This window comes from Streptomyces sp. IBSNAI002 (assembly GCF_052244475.1).
GTDB lineage: Bacteria > Actinomycetota > Actinomycetes > Streptomycetales > Streptomycetaceae > Streptomyces.
The window spans coordinates 5,541,610-5,555,382 of record NZ_JBQPXG010000002.1 but is presented as its reverse complement, the minus strand read 5'-3'; the positions used below and the strand labels follow the sequence as shown (position 1 = coordinate 5,555,382).

Genomic DNA, 13,773 nt, shown 5'->3' with positions numbered 1-13,773 from the left:
GGCGTCGTCGATGCCCGCACCTAGTATCTCCGTTCCCGGGCACGATCCGAACAGGAGGGGCGGACAGAGCTGTGGAAATCACTGCCGGTGGGCTGCTGGAGGTCCGTATCACCCCGGCTGACGTGGGTAAACGAGTGTCTGTACGACGGGTGGAGTACGGGTCGAGCGGGGTCCCCGGGTACACGGACGCCGTAGGGGTTCTCACATCCTGGAACGAGGGTGTGCTGCTGATCACACAAAAGAATGGAAAGTCCGTCCGCATCGCGGAATCCTCGCTGGTGGCGGGCAAGATCGTGCCCCCCGCGCCGGCCCGCCGGAGGGGTCCCGCGGCCTCCTTCGAGGAGCTTTCGAGGGTGACGGCCCGGTCCTGGCAGCCGCTGGAGAGCGAGCCGCTGGGCGAGTGGACGCTGCGGGCGGCCGCCGGCTTCACCCGGCGGGCCAACTCGGTGCTGCCGGTCGGCGATCCGGGGATACCGCTGGACGAAGCACTCGCGCGAGTGACCTCCTGGTACGCGGAGCGGGGACTTCCGGCCTACGTGCAGGCCGCGACGGGGGCCGTCGGCACCCAGGAGCTGCTGATCGGGGAGCTGGAACGGCGCGGCTGGGCGGCCGAGGTGTCGGCGCAGGTACGGATCGGGGCGCTGGCGCCGGTCGGGGACGCGGACGCGCCCGCCGCCGGGGCCGTACGTCTGACCCGTACGCCGGACGAGGCGTGGCTCGGGCGCTACGGCAAGGTCGGCGACCCGGAGGTGGCGAGACGGCTGCTGGTCGAGGGCCCGTCGGTGTGGTTCGCGGCGCTGCCGGACGGCCGGGCGATCGGGCGGTGCGTGGTGGACGGGCGGTGGGCCGGTTTCGCGGCGGTGACGGTCGATCCCGCGCACCGGCGGCAGGGCCTGGCGACCGCGGTGATGGCGGCGCTGGCGCGGCGGGCCCTGGAGGAGGGCGCCTCGGCGGCCTGGCTCCAGGTGGAGACGGACAATCCGGGGGCGCTGGCCCTCTACGACGGGATGGGCTTCGCCACGCACCACACGTACCACCACTACCGGGCGGCGCGGTGACTCCGGCGGAGCGGCGCGCGCAGTTCGCCGCGGAGGCGCGGGCGGAGCGCCCGGACCTGGCGCTGCTGTGCCTGCTGCTGGCGGCGGAGGCGGACCCGGAGCTGGACGACCGGGTCATGGACTGGGCACAGATCGAGCTGGACCGGCTGGCCGGGATGCTGCCGTACGGGCTGCGGGGCGGCCGGGCCTGGGCCTCGGCGGTGACGGAACTGCTGGGCGGGCGCGTGGGGTTCCACGGCACCCCGGGGGACTACGAACGGCTGTCGTCCTCGCTGCTGCACGAGGTGCTGCGGCGCCGGCGGGGCCTGCCGATCCTGCTGTCGGTGGTCTGGCTGGAGGTCGCCCGGCGGGCCGGGGCCCCGGTGTACGGGCTGGGGCTGCCCGGGCACTTCGTGGTGGGCTTCGGGGACCCGGAGGAGGGCGTGGTGGTCGACCCGTTCGCGGGCGGCGCGTCCCTGGGGGCGGGGCCGGCGGAGGCGGCGGAGGGGCCGCGGACGCCCGCGCGCACGCTGGACATCGTGCTGCGGATCCTGAACAACATCCGAGCGTGGGCGTCGACCCGGCCGGAGCAGTCGGGGGTGGCGCTGTGGGCGCTGGACCTGTCGCTGCTGCTGCCGTCGCATCCGGCGTCGCTGCGGTACGAGCGGGCGCGGCTGCTGGTGGAACGCGGAGCGTTCCGGGACGGGGCGGCCGAGCTGGAGGCGTACGCCGAGGTGGTCGACGCGGTGGACGGCGACGCGGCGTCCCGGATCCGGGGCGAGGCCACGGCGGCCCGCGCCCTCCTGAACTGACCGGGGGCGGGGCCGGGGGCGGCTAGAGCCAGCCCTTCTCGCGGGCGGTGCGGATGGCTTCGGCCCGGTTGCGGGACGCGAGTTTCTGGATCGCCGTCGAGAGGTAGTTGCGGACCGTGCCCGGTGACAGGTGCAGTCGCGCGGCGAGCTCCGCGTTGGTCGCCCCCGACTCCGCCGCGCGCAGCACTTCCCGTTCCCGCTCCGTCAGCGGATTCGCGCCCTCCGCGAGAGCCGCCGCGGCCAGGGTGGGGTCGATGACCCGCTCCCCCGCCAGGACCCGGCGTACCGCGTCCGCGAGCTGCGCGGCCGGTGCGTCCTTGACCAGGAACGCGGAGGCGCCCGCCTCCATCGCCCCCCGCAGGTACCCCGGCCGGCCGAAGGTGGTCAGGATGACGATCCGGATGCCGGGCAGCGCGGCACGCAGGGCGGCGGCCGCCTCGATGCCCGTCATCCCCGGCATCTCGATGTCCAGCAGCGCCACGTCGACGTCGTGCGCGCGGGCCGCCGCCACCACCTCGTCGCCGCGGGCGACCTGCGCCGGCACCTCGATGTCCGGCTCCAGGCCGAGCAGCGCGGCGAGTGCCTCGCGGACCATCGACTGGTCCTCCGCCAGGAGGATGCGGATGGGGCGGCGGCTCATGACGGGGATCCTAGTGCCGGGACGCGGGCGACGAGGCGGAAGCCGGACCGGCCGGCCGGGCCCGCCGACAGGGTTCCGCCGACCGCCTGCAGGCGCTCCGTCAGGCCCGTCAGGCCGTTACCGGGGACGGCGGGGCCTCCCGCGCCGTCGTCGGACACCGTCAGTTCCACGAACCGGCCGCCCAGGGTCTGCCGGCCGGTGAGGGCGACCGTGCAGCGCCGGGCCCCGCTGTGCCGGACCACGTTGGTCACCGCCTCGCGCAGGGACCAGGCCAGGGCCGATTCCGCTTCCTCGGAGAGGTCGGCCACGGGCTCCGCCGGAAGGTCCGCGACGACGCCCGCCGCGGCCAGCGCCGTCCGGGCGCCCGCGAGTTCGCCGGGCAGGGTGGGCCGCCGGTAGCCGCTGACCGCTTCGCGTACGTCGACCAGGGCCTGCCTGCTGACGCGTTCGATGTCCGCGACCTGCCGGGCGGCGTCCTGCGGCTGCCCGGGCAGCATGCGGCCCGCCAGCTCGCTCTTCAGCGTGATCAGCGACAGCGAGTGGCCCAGCAGGTCGTGCAGGTCGCGGGCCATCCGCAGGCGTTCCTCGTTGGCCGCCAGCTGCGCCACCGTGGCCCGGGCCTCGCGCAGTTCGACGGTGGTGCGGATCAGGGTCCGGACGCCGGCCATCGCGAAGCCGCCCATCAGCGCCGGGATGAGCAGGCCCGCCAGGTACGCCTCGCCGCCGGGCACCGCGAAGGCCGTGGCCGTCATGAGCGCGGCCGCGCCGGGGACCGTCCAGCGCGAGACCTCCCCGGGCAGGGCCGCCCCGGAGGAGATGGCCACGTAGACGAAGAGCACGAGCCATTCGCGGCCCAGGGTCAGCGAGAGGACCGTGGCCTGGGCGGCGAGCACCACGAGCGAGAACAGCACGCGCGGGACGGCCGTCCGGCGGACGCTGCGGAAGACCAGCACCAGGTACCAGGCGACGAAGGCCGCGAGGCCCAGGGCCCCGAGCAGCCGCGCCCCGGTGCCGTGCCCGCCGCTGACCAGGTCGGTGACGGGCGCGCTCAGGTAGAAGAGCCAGATGCCGATCCACAGGGCCTTGACCGCCTTCTGACGGCGGTTCTCCGGCCGTTTGGCGATCTCGGGGAAGCCCCGGTCCTCGTCGTGTTCCGTCAGCGCCACGGGTTCACGCCTTCATCGAGTCCTTGCGGTACAGCCAGGCGGCGGCACCGGTGAACAGTACGAAGTACACCGCGAGGACCGCGACGTCCCCGGCCCGCGGCGCGCCCCCCAGCTCGATGGCCTGACCGAGGCCCGCGTAGGCGTGGGTGGGCAGCCAGCCCGCGATGGTCTGGAGCCACTGCGGGAAGTTCGTCGTGGGCATCCACAGGCCGCCGAGCATCGACAGTCCGAAGTAGACGAGCATCGTCACCGGCCGGGCCGTGTCCCCGCTCGCCAGGTATCCGATGGCGACGCCGAGCACGGCGAAGACCAGGCTGCCGGCCCAGATGGCGCCGGTGAGGGCGAACCACTGCCAGGCCTCGAACCGTACGCCCTTGACGGTGGCCGCGACCGCGAAGACGACCAGGATGGCGGGGAGCGAGAGCACTGCGGCGCCGGCGGTCTTGGCCAGTACGTAGCCGCGGCCGGGGAGGGCGGTCAGCCGCAGCTGGCGGACCCAGCCGCTCTCGCGTTCCTTGGCGATGCGTTCGCTGTTGCCCATCAGGACGGCCGTGAGGGCGCCGAAGGAGGCCATGGCGACCATGTAGAAGGCGGGCATGCCCAGTTCGGTGCCGCTGACCTTGACGGAGCCGTCGATGGTGCCGCCGAGCAGCAGGAACAGGACGGCCGGGTAGAGCACGGTGAAGAAGAGGTACTTCTTGTTGCGCAGGGCGCGGGTGATCTCGAGCCTCACGAGCGCGTTCACTTGGCGGCCTCCTCGGTGAGGGCGATGAAGGCCTGTTCCAGGCCGAGGCCCGCGACCTCCAGGTTGCGGGGGTAGAGTCCGAGCGCGTACACGGCGTGCACGGTCGCGTCGGCGTCGCGGGACTGGAGCCGTACGGTCGCGCCGTGCCGCTCGTAGCGGGTGAGGTGCGGGAGGGCGCGCAGCACCTGCTCGTCGACCGGGTCGTGGCCTTCGAGGTCGAAGGAGATCTTCCGGGCGCCGGCCCGGGCCTTGATCTCGGCGGCGGTGCCGTCGGCGAGCAGCCGGCCGCGGCCCAGGACCAGCACCCGGTCGGCGATCGCGTCCGCCTCCTCCAGGTAGTGGGTGGCGAAGAGCACGGTGCGGCCCTGGGCGGCCTGTTCGCGCATCGTGGCCCAGAAGGCCCGGCGGGAGGTGACGTCCATGCCGGTGGTGGGCTCGTCGAGGACGATCAGGTCGCTGCGGCCCGCGGTGGCGAGGGCGAAGCGGACGCGCTGTTCCTGACCGCCCGAGAGCTTGTTGACCACGCGGTCGGCGATGGTGTCGACGCCGGCGCGCGCCAGTACCTCGTCCACCGGGTACGGGCGGGGGTGCAGGGAGCAGCCGAGGCGGACGAGTTCGGCCACGGTCACGTCCTCCATCAGGCCGCCGCTCTGGAGCATCGCGCCGACGCGGCCGGCGGCGACGGCCTCGCGCGGGCCGGTGCCGAAGAGGCGGACGGAGCCGGAGTCGGCGGGGCGCAGGCCGAGGAGGAGGTCGAGGGTGGTGGACTTCCCGGCGCCGTTGGGGCCGAGGAGGGCGACGGTCTCGCCGGGGCGGAGCGCGAGGGAGAGGCCGTCGACCGCCCGGACCGTGCCGTAGCTCTTGGTCACGTTCTCGAAGCTCACCACGGTGCCGGTGGCGGGGCCGTCCGCGGGGGCGGGTCCGGGCTGTGCGGTGTGTGTCGTCGCGGTCGTCGTCATGGCCCCAGGCTCGCCCGTACGGGGTCCCGCGCGGCAGTGTCGCGCGTCGTGGGTGCCGTATGACGGATGTCATGCACCGGGCATGACGGTGCCCCCGCCCGGAGGGGGCGGGGGCACCGTCAGCGCGCGCGGGTCAGCCCGCGTTGGTGTCGACGACGACGGTCCGTTCGGCCGTGGTCTTGCCGCGCAGGGCCTTGCCGAGGGCTCCGGCGACGTCCTGCGGGGTGACGGCGGTCTTGGCGCCGGTGCCGCGGGTGATCGTGACGCCGTCGAAGGTGTTCCCGTAGGTCTCCTTGAGGGCCTCCAGGTCGAACTTCTCGACGAGGCGGCCGTCGACGGGCTGCATGCTGAGGATCTTGGGCAGGGACTTGCCGCCGAACGCGAGGGACTTGGCACCGATCTTGACCGTGGCATTGGCGGACATCGCCGGTTCGGCGAACTCCTTCATGGCCCGGCCCAGTTCGGCGTCGTCGATGACGGGCGCCTTGGTGGTCACGGGCAGTTCGGCCACGGCCGCGTTGCCGGTGGCGACCATGTCGCGGAAGGCCTGGGTGACCTTCTCGACGGAGGCGTCCACGTCGAGGGTGGAGCCGGGGGCGCCGGGGACGGCCACCGCCTTGCCGGTGTCGAACTTGATGGTGCCCTCGGTGGCCGTGCCGGCGGTGCCCGCGAGCTCCTGGAGCGCGACCTGGAGCTTCTCCTCGTCGACCGGCATCACGGGGTCGGCCTTGCGCTCGTTGCCGAGGAGGGAGCCGATGACGGTGACCGGGTTGTAGTCGCTGCCGGCGGCGTTGCGGACGGTGGTCTGGCTGTCGAGGGTCAGACCGGCCTTCTCGGGCTTCAGCTCGACCTGCTTGCCGCCGACGCTCAGCTGGAGCGGGGCGGCGGCGCGGGTGCCGAAGGCCGTCTGGAGCTTGGCCACGGCCTCGTCGCGGCTGCCGCTGATGTCGACACTGAGGACGGTGGTGCCCTTGGGTACGTCGGAGTGGTTGAGCAGCAGCCCGGCGCCGTAGGCCACGCCGAGCAGGGCCACGATGCCGCCGCCGAGCAGGACCACCTTGGAGCGGCCCTTCCTGGCGGGCTTCGCGGCCTTGGCGGAGGCCTTCGGCTGCGCGGGCGCGGGCCGCGGGGCGGCGGGCGCGGGGGCCGGTACGGGGGTGGGTCCGGGTGTCGCCGCCGGGGCCGGCGCCGGGTCCATCTCGGGTCCGGGCCAGCGCGGGGCGCCCTCGCCGGCGGGGCCGCTGCCGAAGCCGGGGCCCGCGGTGGGACCGGCGGGGAACTCGTCGCCCTGGCTGCCGTAGGCGGGGAACGCCTCGGTGACCGGGCCGGTGTCGCCCTGACCGGCGCCGTACGCCGGGAAGCCCTGGGTCGAGCCGACGCCGGGGCCGCCCGGGGCCCGGCCGTAGTCCGCGACCGGCGGAGGCGGGGTGCGCGGCGGCGCGAAGCCGGCGCCGGGCGCGGGCGCGGACTGGGTGTGCACGGGCGGCGGGTAGCCGGCGCCGGGCCCTGCCGGGGGCGGCGGGGTGATGCCCGGCGCGGGTACGGCGCCGGGCGCGGGGGCGGGCCGCTGAGCGGAGCCCGGGTACGGAGCCTGAAGCGGGGCCTGGCCCGGGTGCGGGCCGGGGGCCGGGGCCTGGCCCGGGTGCGGGGCCGGGGCGCGTCCGGCGGCGGGGCCGGGCGGCGGAGCGGGGGCCCGGCCGGGCGCCGGCGCCGGTGCGGGGCCGGGCGCGGGCGCCTGGTTGGGCGACTTGCGCGGCGCGAACCAGTTGTTGGCGGGCTCCTCGGCGGCCGGGGTCTGGCCCTGGCCCTGACCCTGGCCCTGCGGGGCGCGCGCGGGCTCCCGCTCGGCCTCGATGCGGGTCGGCACGGCCTGCGGCCGCTGCGGGAGCGGCGGCTCGGCCGCCCGTCCCGGCGCCGGCCCGGAGGCCTGGGCGCCCTGCGGCGCGGCGTCGGCCGCGCCGTCGGCCGCGGCGTCGCCGGGACCCATCGCCTTGCGGACGACGACCGGCGGGATCGGCCGCGAACCCGGGATGTTGATCCGGATCCGGGTCGTCAGAGTGGTCTCGGTCTTGGGCCCGTCCGAGTCGGGCGTGGACGGCTTCGAGGTCACAGGGTTCTCCTCCGGGGCATTCGCCGCGCCAGGCCCAGGCACAGCCGTGGTCGGGTACTGGCCGGTTCCATACGGCGGTGTACCCGAGGGGTAGGCGGCTCCACCGCGCCCTGTGGGCCCGGAGGACGAACTGTCGGTTTCACGACTCAAGGCAGGTTCTCCCGGTTGGCTCCGCCGCCCGTCATACCGTGCGCGGGCAGCTCGGCGGCCCGTCCACCATACTGGCCGCCGCCCTCGCGCAACTGACCACCAGGAATCAGGGGTTCCTCATAACGCCCGCCAAACCCCGGTGAAGCCGCCCGAGAGCCGTCGCGCGCCCCTCGGACCGGCCACCTCTAAAGAGTCCGACACCACGTCACTTGGCAGGCCGGGCGGCCGAAACCGGCCCGTCCAGCGGAGCGCGCATCGTGGCGCACATCACAGCGAAGACCGTTCCACCCAAAAGGTAGACGTACATGCTGATTCCGGACGAACTGAGCAGGAAGTCCCCCTCGGGGCGCGGGACACCGAGCAGCACGTACGCCAGGAACCAGCCCGCCGCGGCCCCGCCCACCCCGAGGCCGGTGCCCAGCGCGATCCGGCCGCCGAGGAACAGCCCGAAGGCCGCCAGCAGCGCGACCAGCAGGCCGCCGGGGAACCACAGGTCCACCACCAGCCAGCCGGCCAGGCCGGTCAGCGCCCCCAGCACCAGCAGGCCCAGGCAGCCGGCGACCCGCGCCGGGGTCAGCGTCCCGGTCATGCCGCCACCCCCGCGAACAGGTCGCGCTCGCGCTCGCCCGCAGGTGCGCCCGGCCGGCCCGCGACGAGTTCGTAGTACTCGCGGGTGAACAGCGGCTGCGCCAGGTCGTTGGAGAGGGCGAAGAAGGGGCCGTCCACGGCGATCTGGGTGGCGTGGGCCCGCATGGCCGCCGCCTTCGCCGCCACGAGCTCCTCGGCGGCCTCGATCTCGGTGGTGATCCTCTCGTCGGGGACGACCCCGGGCACGTCCTCGGGCGAGGCCACCCCCGGGAAGGGCGCCTCGATGCCGGCCGCCGCGCGCAGCGTGGCGAAGCCCTCCTCGACCACCGAGCGGGGCACCCGGTTCCAGTAGATCTTCCCGATGCCGTGCGGCTCGCCCAGATCCCGCCGGTAGGCGGTCTCGGCGGCCAGTTCGGCGGCGCGCATGGCGACGCGGTGGGCCTGGATGTGGTCGGGGTGCCCGTAGCCGCCGTCCGGGTCGTAGGTGACCAGCACCTGCGGCCGTACCTCCCGGATCACCTCCACGAGGTGTGCGGCGGCCTCGTCCACGTCCGCGGACCAGAAGGCCTCCGGGCGGCGGTTCTGCGGGGCGCCCATCATCCCGGAGTCCCGGTAGCGGCCGGGGCCGCCGAGGAACCGGTGGTCGGTGACGCCCAGTTCCGCCATGGCGGCGGCGAGCTCGCCGACCCGGTGGGTGCCGAGGTCGTCGTCCCGGTCGGACGCCAGGTGGGCGAGGCCGGGCGGGATGACCTCCCCCTCCTCGCCGAGGGTGCAGGTCACCAGGGTGACGTGGGCCCCCTCGGCCGCGTACTTGGCCATGGTGACGCCGTTGTTGATCGACTCGTCGTCCGGGTGCGCGTGCACGAGGAGCAGACGACGGGCGGGAAGACCGTTCATGGGCCTAGCCTACGAGGCACGGCTCAGAACTTGAGGCCACTGATCATGCTGGCCACGTTCGAAGTGAGCTGGCTGAGGGTCGGGGCGATGGTGGAGCTCGCCAGGTAGAAGCCGAGCAGTACACAGACCACCGCGTGTCCCGCCTTCAGGCCCGACCGTCGGACCAGCAGGAATACGACGATCGCCAGCAGCACCACGGCCGAGATCGAGAGTGCCACGGCGTTTCACCTCCACGTCGAGCGGACATCGGTACGCGTATCAGTGCTCGGCGAGAGTCATACCCACCGTGCGCTACGGATCATAACTATCCGTACCAGCGCATCGATCGAATTCCGGCAGCACGAGGGGCGCATGGCGCGCACGGGCCGGGGCATACGGGAGGCCGGCCGGAGGGCCGGTACGCCCCTCCGGCCGGCTGTCGGCACCCGCACGGCCGCACGCCGTCCAGGCTGCATGCCCCAGATCTCGGGGCAGAAACGGTCAAGTTGCCTGTGTGTAAACGGCGTTGGCCGAGGTGGGCCGCTTGCGGACCGGAGCGGCGCGGGTGGCTGGAAATCATCGCACCGGACGGGGCGCCGCCGAGCGGGGCGCGAACGGCCGGAAGCACTCGGCCGCGCGCCCCGAACAGCCGCCCTGCGCCGGGCGATGCGCCCCCGTGCGAGATCCCGGCCGCCGACCCCGCGCGGCCGCGCCACTCGCCCGCGCTACTCGCCCGCGCCGTCCGGCGGGGGCGAGGGGACCACGTGCTTCTCCGCCGCGAAGTGGCAGGCCGACGGATGCGCCGCCGGACCCGTCGGGAAGACCTCCGGGACCGCCAGCAGCGGCTCCTCGGCGGCGCACCTCTCCCGGGCCTTCCAGCAGCGGGTGCGGAAGCGGCAGCCCGACGGCGGGTTGGCCGGTGAAGGCACGTCGCCGGTGAGGATGATGCGCTCGCGGCGGGCGCGGGCCTCCGGGTCGGGCACCGGGACCGCGGACAGCAGGGCCTGGGTGTACGGGTGGGTCGGGTGGTCGTAGATCTGGGTGTCGGTGCCGATCTCCACGATCCGGCCCAGGTACATGACGCCGACCCGGTCCGAGATGTGCCGGACGATCGACAGGTCGTGCGCGATGAAGACGTAGGACAGGTCGAACTCGTCCTGCAGGCGGGCCAGCAGGTTGATCACCTGCGCCTGGACGGACACGTCGAGCGCGGAGACGGGCTCGTCGGCGACGATGACCTCGGGCCGCAGGGCCAGGCCCCGGGCGATGCCGATGCGCTGGCGCTGGCCGCCGGAGAACTGGTGCGGGTAGCGGTTGATGTACTCGGGGTTCAGCCCGACCACGTCCAGGAGCTCCTGGACCCTGCGGCGCCGGTCGCCCTTCGGGGCGACCTCGGGGTGGATCTCGTACGGCTCCCCGATGATGTCGCCGACCGTCATGCGCGGGTTCAGCGAGGTGTACGGGTCCTGGAACACCATCTGGATGTTGCGGCGCACGGCCTTGAGGGCCCGGCCCGACAGCTTCGTGATGTCCTCGCCCTTGTACGAGATCGCGCCGGCCGTCGGCCGTTCCAGGTTGACCAGCATCTTGGCCACGGTGGACTTGCCGCAGCCGGACTCGCCCACGATGCCGAGCGTCTCCCCCGCGCGCAGCCCGAAGGACACCCCGTCGACGGCCTTGACCGCGCCGATCTGCTTGCGGAAGACGATGCCCTGGGTCAACGGGTAGTGCTTGACCAGGTCCTTCACTTCCAGAAGGGACTCAGGCATGGAGGCACTCCGTCCAGAAGTAGCAGGCGCTGGTCCGGTCCTCGGCGACCTGCGCCAGCGGCGGGACCTCGGCCCGGCAGACGGCCTGCGCCATCGGGCAGCGCGGGTTGAAGGCGCAGCCGGGCGGGATGGCCAGCAGGTTCGGGGGCAGGCCCTTGATGGCGTACAGCTCCTGGCCCTTCTGGTCCAGACGCGGGATGGAGTCCAGCAGGCCCCTCGTATAGGGGTGGGCGGGTGCCCGGTAGATCGCGTGGACGGGGGCGGCCTCCACGATCCGGCCCGCGTACATGACGGCGATCTTGTCCGCGACGTCGGCGACGACGCCGAGGTCGTGGGTGATCAGGATGAGGCCCATGTTGAGCTCGCGCTGGAGCTCGGCCAGCAGGTCCATCACCTGGGCCTGGACGGTGACGTCCAGGGCGGTGGTCGGCTCGTCGGCGATGATCAGCGAGGGTTCCAGGGCCAGCGCCATCGCGATCATGATGCGCTGGCGCATGCCCCCGGAGAACTGGTGCGGGTAGTCCCCCACGCGCTGTTTGGCCGCCGGGATCTTCACCCGGTCCATCAGCTCGACGGCCTTGCCCTTGGCGTCCTTGCGGGACATCCCGCGGTGGACCTCGTACATCTCGCCGAGCTGCGCGCCCACGCTGAGGACGGGGTTCAGGGAGGAGAGGGCGTCCTGGAAGATCATCGCCATCTCGGCGCCGCGGATCCTGCGCCGGTCCTCCTCCTTCATCTTGAGCAGGTCCTTGCCCTTGAAGAGGATCTCGCCGCCCGCGATCCGGCCCGGGGGCACGTCCAGGATCCCCATGACGGCCTGCGCGGTCACCGACTTGCCGGAGCCCGACTCGCCGAGCACGGCGAGCGTCTCGCCCTCGTCCACCGAGTAGTCGACGCCGTTGACCGCCTTCGCGACTCCGTCGCGCGTCTTGAATTCCACGTGCAGGTCGCGGACTTCGAGCAGCATGTGCGGGGCTCCTCAGCGCAGCTTGGGGTCGAGGGCGTCGCGCACCGCGTCGCCGAGCATGATGAAGGCGAGCACGGTCAGGCTGAGCGCGCCCGCCGGCCACAGCAGCATGTGCGGGGCGTTGCGGATCTGCGAGGCCGCGTTGGAGATGTCGATGCCCCAGGAGACGGTGGGCGGCCGCAGTCCGACGCCGAGGAAGGACAGGGTGGCTTCCAGGGCGATGTAGGTGCCGAGCGCGATGGTGGCGACGACGATGACGGGCGCGACGGCGTTGGGCGCCACGTGCCGCAGCAGCATCCGGCCGTTGCCGGCGCCGAGCGCCCGCGCGGCCTGGACGTAGTCGTTCTGTTTGGCGGTGATCACCGAGCCTCGGGCGATGCGGGCGAGCTGCGGCCAGCCCAGCAGCACGATGAAGCCGACCACGGGCCAGACGGTGGTGCTGGTGACGACGGACAGGAAGACCAGGCCGCCGAGGATCACCGGGATGCCGAAGAAGATGTCCGCGACCCGGGAGAGCAGCGCGTCCCACCAGCCGCCGAAGAATCCGGCGAGCCCGCCGAGCGCGGAGCCGAGCAGGGCGGCGCCGAGGGTGGCGCACACGCCCACGGTGATGGAGGCGCGGGCGCCGTAGACGGTACGGGTGTACACGTCGCAGCCCTGGGTGTCGTAGCCGAAGGGGTGGCCCGGGGAGGAGCCCTCCTGGGACTTGGACAGGTCGCAGGTCAGGGGGTCGCCGCTGGCGATGAGCTGGGGCCAGATCGCGATGACGACGAGGAAGAGGATCAGCAGGGAGGAGATGACGAAGACCGGGTTGCGGCGCAGCTGGTGCCAGGCGTCGGACCACAGCGAGCGGGCCTTCTCGGACGGGCCGGCTCCGCCGGATCCGGGGACGAGGGGCTTCTCGAGGCTCTCCGCCTCCTCCAGGGCAAGATCCATGGCTCCGCCCTGGCCGGTGGGGGACACGGCTTCGTTCGGGCCGGGGCCCACGGGGTCGTACGCGTCGGGGCGCTCGGGCTCAGGCATAACGGATCCTCGGGTCCAGGACCGCGTAGAGCAGGTCGACGAGCAGGTTCGCCAGCAGGAAGACGATGACGAGGATGGTCACGAAGCCGACCACGGTGGGCGAGTTGTTGCGCAGGATGCCCTGGTAGAGCTGGTAGCCGACGCCGTGGATGTTGAAGATCCGCTCGGTGACGATGGCACCGCCCATCAGCGCGCCGATATCGGTGCCGATGAAGGTGACCACCGGGATCAGGGAGTTGCGCAGCAGGTGGCGGGTGATGACCCGGCGGCGCGGCAGTCCCTTGGCGACGGCGGTGCGGACGTAGTCGGCCTTGACGTTCTCGGCGATGGAGGTGCGCGAGAGCCGGGTGACGTACGCGAGGGAGACGAGGGCGAGCACGATGCCGGGCAGGATCAGCTCGCTGAAGGGGGCGTCCGGGGAGACGGTGGGCCGGACCCAGCCCCATTTGACGCCGAAGAGGAACTGGAGCAGGTAGCCCGTCACGAAGGTGGGCACCGAGATGACGACGAGGGTCATCACGAGTACGGAGGTGTCGACGGCCTTGCCCCGGCGCAGTCCGCTGACCACGCCGAGGGTGATGCCGACGACGATCTCGATGACGATCGCGACGATGGTCAGGCGCAGGGTGACGGGGAAGGCCGTCGCCATGAGTTCGGTGACCTTCTGGCCGTTGAAGGCCGTGCCGAAATCGCCCTGGAAGATCTGGCCCATGTAGTGGAGGTACTGCTCCCACAGGGGGCGGTCGAGGTAGAGGTCCTTGCGGATGCGGGCGGCGGTGGCGGGGTCGGGCGCCTTGTCGCCGAAGAGGGCGGCGACCGGGTCACCGAGCGCGTACACCATGAAGAAGATCAGGAAGGTGCTGCCGATGAACACGGGGATCATCTGGAGCAGCCGCCGGATCACATAACGTCCCATGGACTGCTCCAGGAT

At 73.1% G+C, this 13,773-nt stretch carries 14 protein-coding genes; 2 read left to right on the top strand and 12 right to left on the bottom strand.

The features are described 5' to 3' along the window. Positions 1–71: 71 nt before the first annotated feature. Both ACTVZO_RS26930 and ACTVZO_RS26925 read left to right on the top strand, forming a co-directional pair. Positions 72–1,058: a GNAT family N-acetyltransferase gene (locus ACTVZO_RS26930; RefSeq protein WP_443300817.1), complete on the top strand. Its 987-nt coding sequence runs from the start codon at positions 72–74 to the stop codon at positions 1,056–1,058. After that, the gene (locus ACTVZO_RS26925; RefSeq protein ID WP_443300816.1) at positions 1,055–1,849 is read left to right on the top strand and encodes a transglutaminase-like domain-containing protein; all 795 of its coding nucleotides are present in this window, start codon (positions 1,055–1,057) and stop codon (positions 1,847–1,849) included. The genes ACTVZO_RS26930 and ACTVZO_RS26925 overlap by 4 nt, the downstream gene beginning before the upstream one ends. 22 nt (positions 1,850–1,871) lie before the next feature. Here ACTVZO_RS26925 and ACTVZO_RS26920 read toward each other — a convergent pair whose 3' ends face one another. The 12 genes from ACTVZO_RS26920 to ACTVZO_RS26865 all read right to left on the bottom strand — a co-directional run bounded on the left by ACTVZO_RS26920 (position 1,872) and on the right by ACTVZO_RS26865 (position 13,758). Continuing rightward, positions 1,872–2,489: a response regulator transcription factor gene (locus tag ACTVZO_RS26920; RefSeq protein ID WP_443300815.1), complete on the bottom strand. Its 618-nt coding sequence runs from the start codon at positions 2,487–2,489 to the stop codon at positions 1,872–1,874. Next, the gene (locus tag ACTVZO_RS26915; RefSeq protein WP_443300814.1) at positions 2,486–3,655 is read right to left on the bottom strand and encodes a sensor histidine kinase; all 1,170 of its coding nucleotides are present in this window, start codon (positions 3,653–3,655) and stop codon (positions 2,486–2,488) included. Before ACTVZO_RS26915 ends, ACTVZO_RS26920 begins: the two co-directional genes overlap by 4 nt. A gap of 4 nt (positions 3,656–3,659) precedes the next feature. Further along, positions 3,660–4,400 (bottom strand): ABC transporter permease, encoded by a 741-nt coding sequence (locus tag ACTVZO_RS26910; RefSeq protein WP_443300813.1) that lies wholly within the window; start codon positions 4,398–4,400, stop codon positions 3,660–3,662. Beyond that, a complete protein-coding gene (locus ACTVZO_RS26905) occupies positions 4,397–5,359 on the bottom strand; it encodes an ABC transporter ATP-binding protein (protein WP_443300812.1) in 963 nt (320 codons plus the stop codon). Before ACTVZO_RS26905 ends, ACTVZO_RS26910 begins: the two co-directional genes overlap by 4 nt. Positions 5,360–5,492: 133 nt before the next feature. Next, complete coding sequence (locus ACTVZO_RS26900) at positions 5,493–7,469, bottom strand: peptidoglycan binding domain-containing protein (RefSeq protein WP_443300811.1); 1,977 nt, start codon at positions 7,467–7,469, stop codon at positions 5,493–5,495. 355 nt (positions 7,470–7,824) lie between these two features. After that, the gene (locus ACTVZO_RS26895; protein ID WP_443300810.1) at positions 7,825–8,208 is read right to left on the bottom strand and encodes a DUF6113 family protein; all 384 of its coding nucleotides are present in this window, start codon (positions 8,206–8,208) and stop codon (positions 7,825–7,827) included. Continuing rightward, positions 8,205–9,104 carry an N-acetyl-1-D-myo-inositol-2-amino-2-deoxy-alpha-D-glucopyranoside deacetylase gene (gene mshB / locus ACTVZO_RS26890; protein WP_443300809.1) on the bottom strand — a complete coding sequence of 300 codons (900 nt, stop codon included), beginning with the start codon at positions 9,102–9,104 and terminating at the stop codon, positions 8,205–8,207. Before mshB ends, ACTVZO_RS26895 begins: the two co-directional genes overlap by 4 nt. 23 nt (positions 9,105–9,127) lie before the next feature. Further along, positions 9,128–9,322 carry a hypothetical protein gene (locus ACTVZO_RS26885; protein WP_053677094.1) on the bottom strand — a complete coding sequence of 65 codons (195 nt, stop codon included), beginning with the start codon at positions 9,320–9,322 and terminating at the stop codon, positions 9,128–9,130. Between the two features lie 486 nt (positions 9,323–9,808). Continuing rightward, positions 9,809–10,852 (bottom strand): ABC transporter ATP-binding protein, encoded by a 1,044-nt coding sequence (locus tag ACTVZO_RS26880; protein ID WP_443300808.1) that lies wholly within the window; start codon positions 10,850–10,852, stop codon positions 9,809–9,811. Further along, complete coding sequence (locus ACTVZO_RS26875; protein WP_443300807.1) at positions 10,845–11,819, bottom strand: ABC transporter ATP-binding protein; 975 nt, start codon at positions 11,817–11,819, stop codon at positions 10,845–10,847. The genes ACTVZO_RS26880 and ACTVZO_RS26875 overlap by 8 nt, the downstream gene beginning before the upstream one ends. Before the next feature lie 12 nt (positions 11,820–11,831). Beyond that, positions 11,832–12,842 (bottom strand): ABC transporter permease, encoded by a 1,011-nt coding sequence (locus tag ACTVZO_RS26870; RefSeq protein ID WP_443300806.1) that lies wholly within the window; start codon positions 12,840–12,842, stop codon positions 11,832–11,834. Further along, positions 12,835–13,758, bottom strand: coding sequence for an ABC transporter permease (locus ACTVZO_RS26865; protein ID WP_443300805.1), 924 nt, complete (start codon positions 13,756–13,758; stop codon positions 12,835–12,837). Before ACTVZO_RS26865 ends, ACTVZO_RS26870 begins: the two co-directional genes overlap by 8 nt. Positions 13,759–13,773: the final 15 nt, after the last annotated feature.